Here is a 15,462-nt window from a genome sequence, read left to right on the forward strand (position 1 = left end):
CCGTCATGCCGGCGCCCCGGCCGGTCCCTCGGAAGGCACCACCCATGGAGAGTTACGAGACGATGCCGCCGCCGCTGCGGGCGGCCGTGGCCCGCAGCATGACCAGCGGCCGGGGCGCCCTCGCGCGCCGCAGCCTGCTGCGGGCGGCCGGCCTCGGCGCGATCGGCACCGCGGCACTCACCGCGTGCGGCATACCCGCGGCAGGACGCACCGGCGACGCGACGGCCTCCACCGACCACTCGGCGCAGGAGAAGCTCGTGCACTTCTCCAACTGGACCGAGTACATCGACGTCACCGACGACGGCAAGCACCGCCCCACCCTGGACGCCTTCACCCGGCGCACCGGCATCAAGGTCGCCTACACCGAGGACATCAACGACAACGTCGAGTTCTTCGGCAAGATCAAGCCCCAGCTGTCCGCGGGCCAGGACACCGGCCGCGACCTGATGGTGCTCACCGACTGGCTGGCCGCCCGGATGATCCGGCTCGGCTGGGTGCAGGAGCTGGACCCCGCGCACCTGCCGCACGCCTACGCCAACCTCGCCCAGCGCTTCCGCAGCCCGTCCTGGGACCCCGGCCGGGCCTACTCCTACCCCTGGCAGGGCATCGCGACCTGCATCGCGTACAACAAGAAGGCCACCGGCGGCCGCAGGATCACCTCGATCTCGCAGCTGCTGGACGACCGCTCGCTCAAGGGCAAGGTCGCGATGCTCTCGGAGATGCGCGACACCATCGGGATGACGCTGCTCGACATGGGCAAGCGGCCCGAGGACGTCGACGACGACTCCTTCGACGCGGTGGTCGCACGCATCCAGAAGGCCGTCGACGCCGGCCAGATCCGCAAGTTCACCGGCAACGAGTACACCGACGGGCTCAGCAAGGGCGACATCGCCGCGTGCGTCGCCTGGGCCGGCGACCTCGTGCAGCTGCGGATCGACGACCCGGACATCGAGTACGTCTTCCCCGACGCCGGGTTCATGTTCTCCACCGACAACCTGATGATTCCCGACAAGGCCCGGCACAAGACCAACGCCGAGCGGCTCATCGACTACTACTACCAGCCGCAGGTCGCCGCCCAGCTCTCCGCGTACATCAACTACGTGTGCCCGGTGGCCGGCGTCGAACCGTACCTCGCCAGGATCGACAAGTCGCTCGCCGAGAACCCGCTGATCATCCCGGACGCCTCCATGGACGCCAAGGGGCACGAGTTCCGCTCGCTCGGCGACGCGGAGGACTCGCGGTACGAGGAGAAGTTCTCCAAGCTCATCGGCGCCTGAGCCGCCACCACCCCCGACGAGGACACTCCATGACGACCCCCAGCACGAGCACCGCTCCGACCGGCGACGCCGTCCGGCTCACCGGGATCGGCAAGACCTACGGCTCCTTCGCCGCCGTCCACCCGCTCGACCTCCGCGTGCCCGCGGGCTCCTTCTTCGCGCTGCTGGGCGCCTCCGGCTGCGGCAAGACCACCACCCTGCGGATGATCGCCGGCCTGGAGGACCCCTCCTGCGGCTCGGTCTTCCTCGCGGGCCGCGACGTCACCGCCCTGCCCCCCTACAAGCGCCCGGTCAACACCGTCTTCCAGAACTACGCGCTCTTCCCGCACCTGGACATCTACGAGAACGTCGCCTTCGGACTGCGCCGCCGCGGCATCAAGTCGGTGAAGAAGCAGGTCGGCGACATGCTCGACCTGGTCCAGCTCGGCGCGCTCGCCCGCCGCCGGCCGCACCAGCTCTCCGGCGGGCAGCAGCAGCGCGTCGCCGTCGCCAGGGCGCTGATCAACCAGCCCGAGGTGCTGCTGCTCGACGAGCCGCTGGGCGCGCTGGACCTGAAGCTGCGCCGCCAGATGCAGCTGGAGCTCAAGCGCATCCAGACCGAGGTGGGCATCACCTTCGTCCACGTCACCCACGACCAGGAGGAGGCCATGACGATGGCCGACACCGTCGCGGTGATGAACGCCGGCCGGGTCGAGCAGATGGGCGCCCCCGCCGACCTCTACGAGAACCCCGAGTCCACCTTCGTGGCCAACTTCCTCGGCACCTCCAACCTCATCGAGGCCCAGGTGACCGGCGTCACCGGCGGCGTCATCGCGCTCGCCGCGGGCGGCGTGACGCTGCGGATGCCCGCCGCGCGCTGCCGTACCGAGGTCGCCGCGGGCAGCCGGGTGCTCGCCGGGGTGCGCCCGGAGAAGATCACCCTGGCCCACGGCGACGACGAGGCGGCGATCCCGCAGGGGCGCAACCGCGTGCACGGCACCATCGCCGACTCCAGCTTCATCGGCGTGTCCACCCAGTACGTCGTCGACAGCCCGGTCTGCCCGGGACTCGAGGTCTTCGTGCCCAACGTCGAGCGCGACGGCCGGCTCGTCCCGGGCGCCCCCGTCGTCCTGCACTGGAACCCCGAGCACACCTTCGGCCTCGACGCCGGCCAGGACATCGACGCGGGCACCGACGCCGCCGGCACCGGGGCCGGCGCCCCCGACCCGGCGGGGGCCGCCGTATGAGCGCCGCCACCGCCCCGCTCGCCGAGGCCCCCCCGGCGCCGCCCGCGGCGCCCCCGGCGGCGCTCAGGCGCGCCGCCCGGCGCCGCCGCCGGGTGCCGTACCTGCTGCTGCTCGCCGGCGTCGCCTGGCTGCTGGTCTTCTTCGTCGCGCCGATGGTCTACCAGGCGTCGACCTCGGTGCAGACCGGCTCGCTCGACGCCGGCTTCAAGGTGACCTGGCACTTCGCCACCTACTGGGACGCGCTGCGGTCGTACTGGACGCAGTTCGTGAAGTCGCTGGTCTACTCGGGCATCGCCACCGTGCTGTGCCTGGTGATCGGCTACCCGCTGGCGTACACCATCGCCTTCCGCGCCGGGCGCTGGCGCAACGTGGTGCTGATGCTGGTCATCGCGCCGTTCTTCACCAGCTTCCTGATCCGCACCCTCGCCTGGGAGACGATCCTCGCCGACCAGGGCCCGGTGGTACGGGTGCTGAACGACCTGCACCTGCTGGACGCCACCAGCTGGCTCGGCGTCACCTCGGGCCACCGGCTGATGGCCACCCCGCTCGCGGTGGTCTGCGGCCTGACGTACAACTTCCTGCCGTTCATGATCCTGCCGCTCTACACCTCGCTCGAACGCGTCGACGGCCGGCTGCACGAGGCGGCCGGCGACCTGTACGCGACGCCGTTCACCACCTTCCGCAAGGTGACCTTCCCGCTGTCCATGCCCGGCGTGGTGGCGGGCACCCTGCTCACCTTCATCCCGGCCTCGGGCGACTACATCAACGCCGAGTTGCTGGGCTCCACCAACCAGAAGATGATCGGCAACGTCATCCAGTCGCAGTTCCTGCGGGTGCTGGACTACCCGACGGCCGCGGCGCTGTCCTTCATCCTGATGGCCGTCATCCTCGGGATCGTCACCGTCTACGTCCGCAGGGCCGGAACGGAGGACCTGGTCTGATGCCCGTGATCCGGCTGCTGCGCCGCCACCTCGTGGTGGTCTTCGGCGCGCTCACCCTGCTGTACCTGATCGTCCCCAACCTCGTGGTGCTGCTGTTCTCCTTCAACAAGCCCAAGGGCCGCTACAACTACACCTGGACCCGCTTCTCCACCGACGCCTGGCAGCACCCGTGCAGCGTCGCCGGGATGTGCGACTCGCTCACCCTCAGCCTGAAGATCGCGGTGTACGCCACCATCGGCGCGACCGTGCTGGGCACCCTGACCGCCTTCGCGCTGGCCCGCTACCGCTTCCGCGGCCGCGCCGCCACCAACATGCTGATCTTCCTGCCGATGGCGATGCCCGAGGTCGTCATGGGCGCCTCGCTCGGCACCCTGTTCCTCAACATGCGCATCCAGTTCGGCTTCTGGACCATCCTCATCGCGCACATCATGTTCTGCCTGAGCTTCGTGGTCACCGCCGTCAAGGCCCGGGTGATGAGCATGGACCCGCGGCTGGAGCAGGCCGCGCAGGACCTGTACGCCACCCCGCTGCAGACCTTCCTGCGGATCACCCTGCCGCTGGCCGCCCCCGGCATCATGGCCGGCGCGCTGCTGTCCTTCGCGCTCTCCTTCGACGACTACATCATCACCAGCTTCAACGCGGGCAACACCGTCACCTTCCCGATGTACGTGTGGGGTTCGGCGCAGCGCGGCACCCCGGTGCAGGTCAACGTGATCGGCTCGGCGATGTTCGTGATCGCCGTGGTGCTCGTGCTCGGCGCGCAGCTCGTCGGCGGCCGTAGGAAGGCGCGGACCTGATGGTCGCGCCGCGGAACCCGGCCCGCGCGCTGGCCGCCGCCGAACCCGTCCCGTACTGGCTGGACGACCCGGCGCGGCCCGACGCGCGGCCGGCGCTGGTCGGCCGGGACCACTGCGACCTGCTGGTGGTCGGCGGCGGCTACAGCGGGCTGTGGACCGCGCTGCTGGCCAAGGAGCGCGACCCCGGCGCCGACGTGGTGCTGGTCGAGGCCGACCGGATCGGCTGGGCCGCCTCGGGCCGCAACGGCGGCTTCTGCGCCGCCAGCCTCACCCACGGCCCGCTCAACGGACTCGACCGCTGGCCCGGCGAGTTCGGCCGGCTCCAGGAGCTGGGCGACCGCAACCTCGACGCGATCGAGGCGGCGGTCGCCCGGTACGGCCTGGACTGCGACTTCGAGCGCACCGGCGAGATCGACGTGGCCACCGCGCCCTACCAGTGGGACGAACTGCGCGCCGCGCACGCCCGCGCCGCGCCGTACGACCCCGGCCTGGAGCTCCTCGACCGCGACCAGGTGCGCGCCGCAGTCGACTCGCCGACCTTCCTCGGCGGCCTGTACAACCGCCGCGGCGTCGCCATGCTGCACCCCGCCCGGCTCGCCTGGGGCCTCGCGCGCGCCGCGGTCCTGGCCGGCGTCCGGATCTACGAGCGCACCCCCGCCACCGCGCTCGCCCGCACCGGCGCCGCCCTCGCCGTGCGCACTCCCTACGGCCAGGTGCTGGCCCGCCGCGTCGCGCTGGGCACCGGCGTCTTCCCCTCGCTGATCCGCCGCACCCGCCCGTACACCGTGCCGGTCTACGACTACGCGCTGATGACGGAACCGCTCGACGCCGCCCGGCGCGCGGCCGTCGGCTGGCGCGGCCGGCAGGGGCTCAGCGACACCGCCAACCACTTCCACTACTTCCGGCTGACCGCCGACGACCGCATCCTGTGGGGCGGCTACGACGCGGTCTACCCGCGCGGCGGCCGGCTCAGCGGCTCCTACGAGCACCGGCCGCAGACCTACGAGCGGCTGGCCCGGCACTTCTTCGACTGCTTCCCGCAGCTGGAGGGCGTGCGGTTCAGCCACGCGTGGGGCGGCGCGATCGACACCTGCACCCGCTTCTCGCCGTTCTTCGGCACCGCCTGCCGGGGGCGGCTGGCCTACAGCGCCGGCTTCACCGGCCTCGGTGTCGGAGCCACCCGCTTCGGCGCCGAGGTGATGCTCGACCTGCTGGCCGGGCAGCCCACCGAGCGGACCCGGCTGGAGATGGTGCGCAGGAAGCCGCTGCCCTTCCCGCCCGAGCCGCTGGCCTCCCTCGGCATCGGCCTCAGCCAGTGGTCGCTGACCCGCGCCGACGCCCGCCAGGGACACCGCAACCTGTGGCTGCGCGCGCTGGACAGGGCCGGCCTCGGCTTCGACAGCTGAGCCGCGTGTGACGGGAGATGTGAGCCGCGTCACTGCGCCGGGCGCCGGAACCCGCGTAATGAACGGCCCCCGCCGGTGTCTCCCCCCTGACGGCGATCAACCCGAGCAGGGCGGCAGGGACGGAGGACCGGCATGGGCAGCGGGGCCGGTGCGAAGAGTGCGGTGGACTGGCTGGTCTCGGTGGCGCCCGATCCGGGCGGCTGCCGGTGGGAGTGGGAGCGCAACCCGCTGGGCGTGACACTGCTGCCCGCGGGCAAGGCGTGGGACGTGCTGATCGTCGGGGCGCGGCTCGGCCACCCGGCGCTGCAGGTGCTGCACCGGATGGCCGACCGGCCGGGGCCGGTGCTCGCCGACTTCACCGACGCGCGGATGGGGTTCTTCGTGCCGCCGGGCACCGCCTCCCGCTGGCTCGGCACCGGTGTGCGCGCGGCCGGCGACGGCACCTGGATCGTGGTGCCGTACCCGGGCCGGCCGACCGCCGGAGTGCGCTGGCTGGTGCCGCCCGACGGCAGCGGCCGGCTCACCGACCCGGTCACCCTGGAACTCGCCCTGCACGAGGCGGCCGCCGAGCTGGCCGACGGCTGAGCGGCCGGTCCGCCTTACAGACCGGAAGGCGGACCGGCCCGACGCCGACACCCTGGTGCTTGTGGTGCGGTGCGCACCCTGACGACACTGGGGGGTACCACTGGGGGGACAGAACCACGACGGAGGGGCCACCCGTGACGAGCGAGCGCATCACCCACTGGATCGCCGGCCGGTCCTGGACGGGCACGGCGGAGCGGCGCGGCGACGTCTACGACCCGGCGACCGGCAAGGTCGCCCGGCAGGTCGACCTCGCCGACCGCGAGGTCGTCGACCAGGCGGTGGGCGCGGCCCTCGCGGCGTTCCAGGAGTGGCGGCACACCTCGGTCGCCCGGCGCACCACGGTCCTCTTCGCCTTCCGCGAGCTGCTCAACGCCCGCCGCGAGGAGCTGGCCGCGCTGATCGTCTCCGAGCACGGCAAGGTGCACTCCGACGCGCTCGGCGAGGTCGCCCGCGGCCTGGAAGTGGTCGAGTACGCCTGCGGCATCGCGCAGCTGTCCCGCGGCTCCTACACCGAGCAGGCGTCCACCGGCGTCGACGTCTACTCGATCCGGCAGCCGCTCGGCCCGGTCGCGATCATCTCGCCGTTCAACTTCCCGGCGATGGTGCCGATGTGGTTCTTCCCGCTCGCCATCGCCGCCGGCAACACCGTGATCGTCAAGCCGTCGGAGAAGGACCCGTCGGCGGCGAACCTCCTGGCCGCGCTCTGGCAGGAGGCCGGACTGCCGGCCGGCGTCTTCAACGTCGTGCACGGCGACAAGCCCGCCGTCGACCGGCTGCTGGAGCACCCCGACGTCAAGGCGGTCTCCTTCGTCGGCTCCACGCCCGTCGCCCGGCACGTCTACGAGACCGGCACCCGGCACGGCAAGCGGGTGCAGGCGCTCGGCGGCGCGAAGAACCACATGCTGGTGCTGCCCGACGCCGACCTGGACCTGACCGCCGACGCGGCCGTCAACGCCGGCTACGGCGCCGCGGGGGAGCGCTGCATGGCGGTGTCCGTGCTGGTCGCCGTCGACCCGGTCGGCGACGCGCTGGTCGACCGGATCAGGCGGCGCATCGCCGGCCTGACCGTCGGCCCGGGGTCCGCGCCCGGCTCGGAGATGGGACCGCTGGTCACCGGCGCCCACCGCGACAAGGTCACCGGCTACCTCGACACCGGCGTCGCCGACGGCGCCGCGCTGGTCGTCGACGGCCGCGGCCACCCGGTCACCGGCGAGGCCGCCGACGGCTTCTGGCTCGGCCCGACGCTCTTCGACCACGTCAAGCCCGGCATGTCGGTCTACGACGACGAGATCTTCGGCCCGGTGCTCTCCGTCGTGCGGGTGCCCACCTACGAGGACGGAGTCGCGCTGATCAACGCCAACCCCTACGGCAACGGCACCGCGCTGTTCACCAACGACGGCGGCGCTGCCCGCCGCTTCCAGCACGAGGTCGAGGTCGGCATGGTCGGCATCAACGTGCCGATCCCGGTGCCCGTCGCCTACTACTCCTTCGGCGGCTGGAAGTCCTCGCTCTTCGGCGACGCCCACGCCTACGGCGAGGACGGGGTGCGCTTCTTCACCCGCGGCAAGGCCGTCACCCAGCGCTGGCTCGACCCGTCACACGGGGGCATCAACCTGGGCTTCCCCACCAACAGCTGACCGCGCGGCGACCAGCTGCGCCGCCACGACGCCCGACAGCAGCGTCAGCGTCAGGCACCAGCTGGCCAGCACGTCCAGCGGCCAGTGGTAGTCGCACCACACCAGCGCGAAGCCGACCGCGAACAGCAGCACCGGCGTGCCCGCCAGCACCGTCAGGCGGGCCGCCCGGCCGTGCAGCCACGGCAGCACCAGCAGCGCCGCGGCGCCGAAGGCGACCGCCGACGTCGCGGTGTGCCCCGAGGGGAACCAGCCGTAGCCGCCCGGGTCGGGCACCGTGCTGCCCGGCGCGGGCCGGTGCACCGCGTCCTTGACCACGACCACCACCAGCGGCACCGCGCACATCGCCAGCGCGCCCGCCGCCGGCGGCAGCCACCAGCGCGGCGCCCCCGCGGCGCGCCCGGCCCACCCGGCGTAGCCGACGGCGACCAGCAGCACCGGCACCGCGACCTGCACGTTGCCGAGCTTGCACAGGTAGTGGGCCGGGGTGTCCAGACCGGAGGCCGACGCCGCGGCCCGCTGGAACCAGCGCAGCACGCCGCCGTCGCGCGCGACCAGCGCGCCGCCTGCGGAGACCTGCCAGGTGAGCAGCGCGAAACCGGCGGCGCCGAGGGCCGCCGCCGCGCAGACAAGCGTCAGGAGAAAATTCAGCCGCCCCGGAACAGGGGGGATCGTTCCGGGGCGGCCAGGTCGATCGCCGTACCGCACGTCCCGGGGGGTGTGGGACGAACGGCCGGACGATCGGCGAGAGGTGCCGGGGCCAGGGGACCCGGCGGTGCCGTGCGCGAGGGCACTGCCGTGCCGGTGATGGGGATTCATCGGCACGTTGTCGCCGCCCGTGGATTTCTGGGGAGTCAGCCGCGGGCGGGGTGTTCCTCGGAAACCGTACGTCACGGCAGTCCCGGAAATCCGCCCGCTCACCCCTCCGCCATCAGGCCCGCACACCTTCTTCACGACCCGGCCCCCCTCCTCGCGTCACACTCCCGCGAACGCGTCCTCGATGATGTCGAGCCCCTCGTTCAGCAGATCCTCGCCGATGACGAGCGGCGGCAGGAAGCGCAACACGTTGCCGTAGGTGCCGCAGGTCAGCACCACCAGACCGGCCGCGTGGCACGCCTTGGCGACCGCCGCCGTCACCGCCGGGTCCGGCTGCTTCGTGCCGGGCTCGACCAGCTCCACCGCGATCATCGCACCGCGGCCGCGGACCTCGCCGATGACCGGGAACTTCTCCTGCATCGCGCGCAGCCGCGGCAGCATCACCTCGCCGATCCGCCGCGCCCTGGCGTTGAGGTCCAGCTCCTTCATCGTCTCGATCGCGCCGAGCGCGGCCGCGCACGCCACCGGGTTGCCGCCGTAGGTGCCGCCCAGGCCGCCGGCGTGCGCCGCGTCCATGATCTCCGCGCGGCCGGTGACCGCGGCCAGCGGCAGCCCGCCCGCGATGCCCTTCGCGGTGGTGATCAGGTCCGGCACCAGGCCCTCGTGCTCGGACGCGAACCACTGGCCGGTGCGGCAGAACCCGGTCTGGATCTCGTCCGCGACGAACACGATGCCGTTGTTCTTCGCGAACTGCGCGATCCGCGGCAGGAAGCCCTTGGCCGGCTCGATGAAGCCGCCCTCGCCGGCGATCGGCTCGATCACGATCGCCGCGACGTGCTCCGCGCCGATCTGCTTGTTGATCATGTCGATGGCCTGCGCCGCGGCCTCCTCCGCCGCGTGCTCGGGGCCGGTCAGCCAGCGGTAGCCGTACGCCAGCGGCACCCGGTAGACCTCCGGCGCGAACGGCCCGAAGCCCTCCTTGTACGGCATGTTCTTCGCGGTCAGCGCCATCGTGAGGTTGGTCCGGCCGTGGTAGCCGTGGTCGAAGACGACGACCGCGGGGCGCTTGGTGTGGGCGCGGGCGATCTTGACGGCGTTCTCCACCGCCTCCGCGCCGGAGTTGAACAGCGCGGACTTCTTCGGGTGGTCGCCCGGCGTCAGCTCGGCCAGCCGCTCGGCGACCTCCACGTAGCCCTCGTACGGGGTGACCATGAAGCACGTGTGGGTGAACTCCGCGAGCTGCGCGGCGGCCCGGCGGACCACGGCCTCGGCGCTGTTGCCGACCGAGGTCACGGCGATGCCCGAGCCGAAGTCGATCAGCCGGTTGCCGTCGACGTCCTCGATGATGCCGCCGCCCGCGCGGGTGACGAACACCGGCAGCGTGACGCCCACCCCGTCCGCGACCGCCGCGGACTTGCGGGCCATCAGCTCCTGGGACCTCGGTCCCGGCACGGCCGTGACGAGCTTGCGTTCCTGGGGCACTTCGGTCATGGCGGACGATCTCCCTCACATCAGTCACAGTCGTCTCCCCGCAGGCTAGGCCGCCCCCGCCCACCCCGCACACGCCGATAGGTCGCACTCCACCCCGCCCGCACTCCGCAACGTCCAGTGCGGCCGACGCCCCCGCAAACCGCCAAGATCCTTTTCCCGGGGTAGCGGCTCGACTACATTGAGCGGATCGTCGGAGACGAGGGGCGAGGGGCGAACGCGCCATGGATGCCATGGATCACGAAGGCACGCAGGGCTACGGGCACGAACCCGGCCGCCCGTCCCCCCCACCGCCGACGACGCTGCCGCCCGTCGCCGTGCCGCCGCCTGCCGCGCCGCCCGTGGTGCCCGGGGCCGGCCGGGTCCCGCGGCCCGCACCGCCACCCCCCGCCAAGGCGCCGCCCGCCTCAGACCTGGAGATCTGGCTGCGCACCCCGCGGGAGAGCGACGCCCCCGGCATCTACGGCTTCGGCCACGTTCCGCGCGCGGCCCCCGACGCCGACCGGCTGCCCGCCAGACGGCTGCTCGGCGGGGCCGTCCTGGCCCTGCTGGTCGGGCTGTTCGTCTGGTCGCTGTTCCGCGACGGCTATCTCGACTTCTGGATCTGGCCGGTCATATGGTTCACCCCCGACCACTGGCGCAGCGGAGCGGGCGGCGACACCAACGCGTTCAATTTCGTCACCCGGGCCTGGGCCACCGTGTGCACGGCGCTGCTCGCACTGATCTTCGGCCGTCTCGGCAACTGGGCCGAGGTGTGGCGCCGTTACCTCCGCCCCGCGCTGAGCCGGCTGTGGGACGAACCCGAGCGAGGAACCGCCCCTGAGGACCGCCCCGACCCTGTGCAGTGGCCCGAGCTGCGCGAAGCGCGCCAGCACGCGCTGGCCGACCGGCTGGCCGCGGAGGTCAGGACCGGCCGGATGAACGACGTGGACTACGCTCGCATCCGGCGCGCCTGGACCGGGGTCCTCGCCGACCCCGCCCGCTTGGACGCCTTCGCCGACGCCGTGCTGCGCCAGGGCGCCGAGGCGTGCACGCATCCTTCCGGGGCGCGCGACGTGAGCCACCGCTCCGCCCCGCACGACCTGTTCGCCGGCCAGGTCCGGATCGGCCGGGGCCTGGACGACGCGCGCAACCCGTACCAGCACCGCGGCTCCGCGATCGGCCTCGACGCCGCCCTGCTCGGCACCGGTCTGCTGGTCGTCGGCCCCCCCGGGTCGGGGAAGACCCGGCATGTGGTCCGCCCGGTCGTGGAGACGCTGTGCCTGCAGGCGCTCGCCGGCCAGGCCGCGGTCGTCGCCGTCGGATCGGCGGGCGCCGACCTCGGCCCCGCCGACGCGTACGACGTGGTCATCTCGCTGGCCGACCCCTCCTCCCGCTACGACCTCGACCTCTACGGCGGCAGCAGCGACCCCGACACGGCGGCCGGCGCACTCGCCGAAGCCCTGATCGACCCGCACGCCGGCGAGGAAGGGGAGCTGCGCCGCGCCACCACCGCGCTCAGCCAGCTCCTCGGCCCTTACGCGGCCGCCCACGGTCGCTTCCCCTCCGTCCCCGAACTGCGCGAGCTCCTCGACGGAACGCCCCACGCGCACGCCGCCTTGCGGGACGCCCTCGACGCGGCCGGCGCACCCGGCATGGCCCGGGAGTTCGACGCCCGCACTCGGCAGGCCGGCCGCCCCGGCGACATCGGCCCGCGACTTGCCGAACGGGTCGCACTGCTCGACCGGCCCGCGTTCGCGGGTTTCTTCGACGTCACCGGCCGCTCCCGGCCGTTCTCCATGACCGCGCTCGAACACCCGCTGCGGGTCCGTATCGACCTGCCGGAACGCGGCCATACCGAGGCGTCCCGGATGCTGACCCGGCTGGTTCTGGCCCAGTTCACCGCGGCCGTCGCCGCCCGTCGGGACCGGTCGCTCTTCGCGTGCCTGGTCCTGGACGACGCCGCCCACGCGGTGACCGCCGACGCGGTGCGTGGCCTGGCCCGGTTGCGGTCCGCCAACGCCGGTGCGCTGCTCACCCTGCGCACCCTCGACGACGTGCCGGAACGGCTGCGGACCGCCCTGCTCGGCTCCGTCGGCTGCCGGATGGCGATGTCCGGGGTGACCACCTGGGACGGCCGGCGCTTCGCCGAGGCATGGGGCACGACCTGGGTCGAGACCCGCGACATCACCCGCACCCCCGACCAGTCAGGCGGCATGCTCCGCCGTGCCTCCCGCGGCGTCCGCCGCCTGTTCACCGGGGAGGCGGTGACCACCGAATCGGTGACGGTGCGCGAGGTCGAGCGGGAGCGGTGGTCCGCGTCGGATCTGGCGCACGGGGTGCCGGCCGGGCACGGGGTGCTGTCGCTGACGACGACGTCGGGGGAGCACGCGCCGCCGATCCTGCTCGACCTGCGGGGGTGAGACCGGGTCGCGGAGCGGGAGGCGGGGATGTACGGTGCGGCAGGATCGAAGGGGCCGGCCGTCACGGCCCGGCCACCTCCCGCGGACGCGCCCAGCCGCACCCGCGGACCCGAGCCGACCCGCACCGCCAGCCCAGCCGCCGCCCAACGGGACCAGGTCCGTATGCCCCTCACCCTCGCGTCCCTCGCCCACCACTCGGCGCTCAAGCTGTCCGTCCTCGCCGGAGGCGACCGGCTGGACGCGGAGGTCCGCTGGGTGCACACGAGCGAACTGGACGACCCGGGCCCGTACCTGGAGGGCGGTGAGCTGCTGCTCACCACCGGCCTGAAGCTGGACGTCGAGGACGCCGGCGCGATGCGCGGGTACGTACGGCGGCTGGCCGCCGCCGGGGTGGTGGGCCTGGGGTTCGGCGTGGGCGTCGGCCACGACACGGTGCCCGCCGCGCTGGTCGCCGCGGCGGCCGAGGTGCCGCTGCCGCTGCTGGAGGTGCCGCGCCGCACCCCGTTCATCGCGATCAGCAAGGCCGTGTCCGCGGCCATCGCCAAGGACCAGTACCGCGCCGTGACGGCCGGCTTCGACGCGCAGCGCGAACTGACCCGCGCCGCGCTCGCCCCCGGCGGCACCACCGCGCTGCTCGCCCGCCTGGCCGCCCACCTCGACGGCTGGGCCGCGCTCTACGACGCCTCGGGCTCCGTGCTCGCCGCCGCCCCCGACTGGGCCGGGCGCCGCGCCGCCCGGCTGGCCGGCGAGATCGACCGGCTGCGCGACACCCCGGCCCCGGCGAGCGCCGCCGTCGAAGGGGCCGCCGGCACCGAGGACCGGGTCGAGCTGCAGTCGCTGGGCAGCGGCCGCCGCCCCCGCGGCTTCCTCGCGGTCGGCACCGAGGAGCGCCTCGACACCTCGGCCCGCTACGTCGTGCACGCGGCGGTCGCCCTGCTCACCCTGTCCCTGGAGCAGTCCCAGACCCTGCGGGACGCGCAGGCCCGGCTGGCCGCGGCGCTGCTGCGGATGCTGCTGGCCGGCGAGCCGGAGCACGCCCGCAGCGTCGCCGGCGACCTCTACGGCACGCTGTTCGAGCAGCCGGTGCGGGTATTGATCGCCGAGCCGTCCGACCCGCACGCCGGGCCGGACGCCCTGACCCTGCTGGCGGAGCGGGCGGACGCCGCCGCCGTACGCTGCGGCGAACCGCTGCTCGCGGTCCGCGACGGCGGCCGGCTGGTCGTGCTGGCCGCCGAGGACGCGGCCGCGCTGACCACCGCCGCGGACCTCGCCGACGCCGAGGACTCGCTGGCCTCCGGCCTGTCCGCGCCCGCCGACGCGGCCGACGTCCCCGAGGCCCACGCCCAGGCGGAGCGCGCGCTGGCGGTCGCCCTGCGCCGGGGCCGCAACCTCGTCGAGCACGACGAGGTCGGTGAGGGGTCGGTCATGCCGCTGCTGTCCGACGAGGCGGTCCGCGCGTTCGCCGAGGGCCTGCTGCGGCCGCTGCGCGAGCACGACGCGACCTCCCGCGGCGACCTGGTCGCCTCCCTCGCCGCCTGGCTCGCCCACCACGGCCAGTGGGACGCCGCCGCGGCCGACCTCGGCGTGCACCGCCACACGCTGCGCTACCGCATGCGCCGCGTCGAGGAGATCCTCGGCCGCTCCCTCGACGACCCGGACGTCCGGATGGAGCTCTGGCTCGCGCTCAAGGCGTCCTCGGGCTGAGGCGGCGCCCCGGTCGGCATCTGCGCCCCGAGCGGGACCTGTGCGGCGGCCTCCGCCTCCTTTGGGCCGAGGAAGGCGCGCAGCGCGGAGACCGGTGTGAACCAGCCGCCCTGGACGTGCCGGTAGGACCTGCTGCCCTTGACGACGCCGCCGACCAGGCCGGTCGCGTCGGACACCAGCGTGCTGCCGCTCAACCCCGCGTGTACCCCGTCGCCCAGCACCCGCAGGTACGCGCCCGAGCGGCCGCCGACCCGCAGCGACAGGGTGTCCGGCTGGACGCCCGGCGAGGGCGTGTCCGTCGAGTGGCCGACCGCGGTCACCGCGGCGCCGGGCGGCGGATCGGCCGGGGCGAGCCGGGCCGCGGGCAGCCCGGCGCAGCAGGGGACGGTCAGCAGCGCCAGGTCGGGGAAGGGGTGGAAGCGCGTGCGCGGTGCCGGGGGCGCGGGCGGTGTGGCCCGCGCGGCGGTCACCGAATGGGTGGCGCCGCCGCCGCCGACGGCCAGCGCGGTCGCCGGTTCGCCGCCCGTCACCACGTGGGCGGCGGTGACGACGCTGCCGCCGCCGAGGTGGAAGGCGCTGCCGCGGAAGCCGTCCGCCCCGCCGACCCACAGGGCCGGTTCGGCCCCGTCGGGAGCGGCGGTCATTCAGCCGCGCCCGCGGGGTGCGCGGAGGCGTCCGCGCCGGCCGCGCCGCCGCCCTGCGCGTCCGCGCTGACGGCGCCCTGCGCGGTGGCCGCTCGCGCGGCGCGGCGGCCGGCGACGTCCCAGGACATCCGCACGGTCAGGCTCGCCTCGCTGCCCGCCTCCGCGATGACGCCCAGCAGCCGGCCGGACTTGACCGCGAGTCTGAGGCCGAACTCGACCTCGAAGGTGTCGGGCGCGCCCGCCGCGTCGGTGACCGTCTCGGCCGCCCAGCGCCCCACGCCGCGCACCGTGTCGCGGACCTGCTCCATGGTCATCGCGACGGCGGTGCCCAGCTCTGCCACGTGGCGGCCGACGCCCACGTCGCCGTACATGTCCCCGTCGAGGTCCTGGAAGGGCAGGTCGCCGATCACCTCGGCCACCACCGTCTCCCCGTGGCCCAGGTCGATCGTCACGGTCTCCGTCACAGCGGCTTCCTCCCCTTTTGCCGCCAGCAGGATAGAGGTGCCGCCCGCGGCCGCGCGGGATCTTCCCAAGGTCCGCCC

General features: G+C 73.9%; 13 protein-coding genes. 9 read left to right on the forward strand and 4 right to left on the reverse strand.

Annotation, left to right across the window (positions count from 1 at the left end; translation table 11 throughout):
- The first annotated feature begins 44 nt into the window (after nt 1-44).
- The 7 genes from V2S66_RS02810 (at nt 45) to V2S66_RS02840 (ending at nt 7,869) form a co-directional block, all read left to right on the forward strand.
- Entirely contained in the window at nt 45-1,277 is a 1,233-nt protein-coding gene (locus V2S66_RS02810; RefSeq protein ID WP_330792752.1) for a polyamine ABC transporter substrate-binding protein, read from the forward strand.
- Between the two features lie 29 nt (nt 1,278-1,306).
- Nucleotides 1,307-2,503, forward strand: a complete 1,197-nt coding sequence (locus tag V2S66_RS02815) for an ABC transporter ATP-binding protein (RefSeq protein WP_330792753.1) — start codon at nt 1,307-1,309, stop codon at nt 2,501-2,503.
- A complete protein-coding gene (locus V2S66_RS02820) occupies nt 2,500-3,444 on the forward strand; it encodes an ABC transporter permease (protein WP_330792754.1) in 945 nt (314 codons plus the stop codon). The genes V2S66_RS02815 and V2S66_RS02820 overlap by 4 nt, the downstream gene beginning before the upstream one ends.
- The gene (locus tag V2S66_RS02825; RefSeq protein WP_330792755.1) at nt 3,444-4,241 is read left to right on the forward strand and encodes an ABC transporter permease; all 798 of its coding nucleotides are present in this window, start codon (nt 3,444-3,446) and stop codon (nt 4,239-4,241) included. Before V2S66_RS02820 ends, V2S66_RS02825 begins: the two co-directional genes overlap by 1 nt.
- Nucleotides 4,241-5,647, forward strand: coding sequence for an NAD(P)/FAD-dependent oxidoreductase (locus V2S66_RS02830; RefSeq protein WP_330792756.1), 1,407 nt, complete (start codon nt 4,241-4,243; stop codon nt 5,645-5,647). The genes V2S66_RS02825 and V2S66_RS02830 overlap by 1 nt, the downstream gene beginning before the upstream one ends.
- Before the next feature lie 132 nt (nt 5,648-5,779).
- The gene (locus V2S66_RS02835; protein ID WP_330792757.1) at nt 5,780-6,232 is read left to right on the forward strand and encodes a hypothetical protein; all 453 of its coding nucleotides are present in this window, start codon (nt 5,780-5,782) and stop codon (nt 6,230-6,232) included.
- Between the two features lie 134 nt (nt 6,233-6,366).
- Nucleotides 6,367-7,869 (forward strand): CoA-acylating methylmalonate-semialdehyde dehydrogenase, encoded by a 1,503-nt coding sequence (locus V2S66_RS02840; protein ID WP_330792758.1) that lies wholly within the window; start codon nt 6,367-6,369, stop codon nt 7,867-7,869.
- Here the strand turns inward: V2S66_RS02840 and V2S66_RS02845 are convergent.
- Both V2S66_RS02845 and gabT read right to left on the reverse strand, forming a co-directional pair.
- On the reverse strand, nt 7,828-8,574 hold the full coding sequence (locus V2S66_RS02845) for a phosphatase PAP2 family protein (protein WP_330792759.1): 747 nt from the start codon (nt 8,572-8,574) through the stop codon (nt 7,828-7,830). The two genes, V2S66_RS02840 and V2S66_RS02845, sit on opposite strands and share 42 nt — an antisense overlap.
- A gap of 267 nt (nt 8,575-8,841) precedes the next feature.
- The gene (gabT, locus tag V2S66_RS02850) at nt 8,842-10,173 is read right to left on the reverse strand and encodes a 4-aminobutyrate--2-oxoglutarate transaminase (protein ID WP_330792760.1); all 1,332 of its coding nucleotides are present in this window, start codon (nt 10,171-10,173) and stop codon (nt 8,842-8,844) included.
- A gap of 230 nt (nt 10,174-10,403) precedes the next feature.
- On the opposite strand from gabT, the gene V2S66_RS02855 reads away from it, so the two are divergent.
- Both V2S66_RS02855 and V2S66_RS02860 read left to right on the forward strand, forming a co-directional pair.
- Nucleotides 10,404-12,572, forward strand: coding sequence for a type IV secretory system conjugative DNA transfer family protein (locus V2S66_RS02855; protein ID WP_330792761.1), 2,169 nt, complete (start codon nt 10,404-10,406; stop codon nt 12,570-12,572).
- A gap of 162 nt (nt 12,573-12,734) precedes the next feature.
- The gene (locus V2S66_RS02860; RefSeq protein WP_330792762.1) at nt 12,735-14,276 is read left to right on the forward strand and encodes a PucR family transcriptional regulator; all 1,542 of its coding nucleotides are present in this window, start codon (nt 12,735-12,737) and stop codon (nt 14,274-14,276) included.
- On the opposite strand, the gene V2S66_RS02865 is transcribed toward V2S66_RS02860, so the two are convergent.
- Both V2S66_RS02865 and V2S66_RS02870 read right to left on the reverse strand, forming a co-directional pair.
- The gene (locus tag V2S66_RS02865; RefSeq protein WP_330792763.1) at nt 14,177-14,920 is read right to left on the reverse strand and encodes a trypsin-like peptidase domain-containing protein; all 744 of its coding nucleotides are present in this window, start codon (nt 14,918-14,920) and stop codon (nt 14,177-14,179) included. The genes V2S66_RS02860 and V2S66_RS02865 overlap by 100 nt on opposite strands.
- Nucleotides 14,917-15,384, reverse strand: a complete 468-nt coding sequence (locus V2S66_RS02870; protein WP_330792764.1) for a CU044_2847 family protein — start codon at nt 15,382-15,384, stop codon at nt 14,917-14,919. Before V2S66_RS02870 ends, V2S66_RS02865 begins: the two co-directional genes overlap by 4 nt.
- Between the last annotated feature and the right edge of the window lie 78 nt (nt 15,385-15,462).

Origin of the sequence: Actinacidiphila polyblastidii (assembly GCF_036353415.1) — a bacterium.
GTDB lineage: Bacteria > Actinomycetota > Actinomycetes > Streptomycetales > Streptomycetaceae > Actinacidiphila > Actinacidiphila polyblastidii.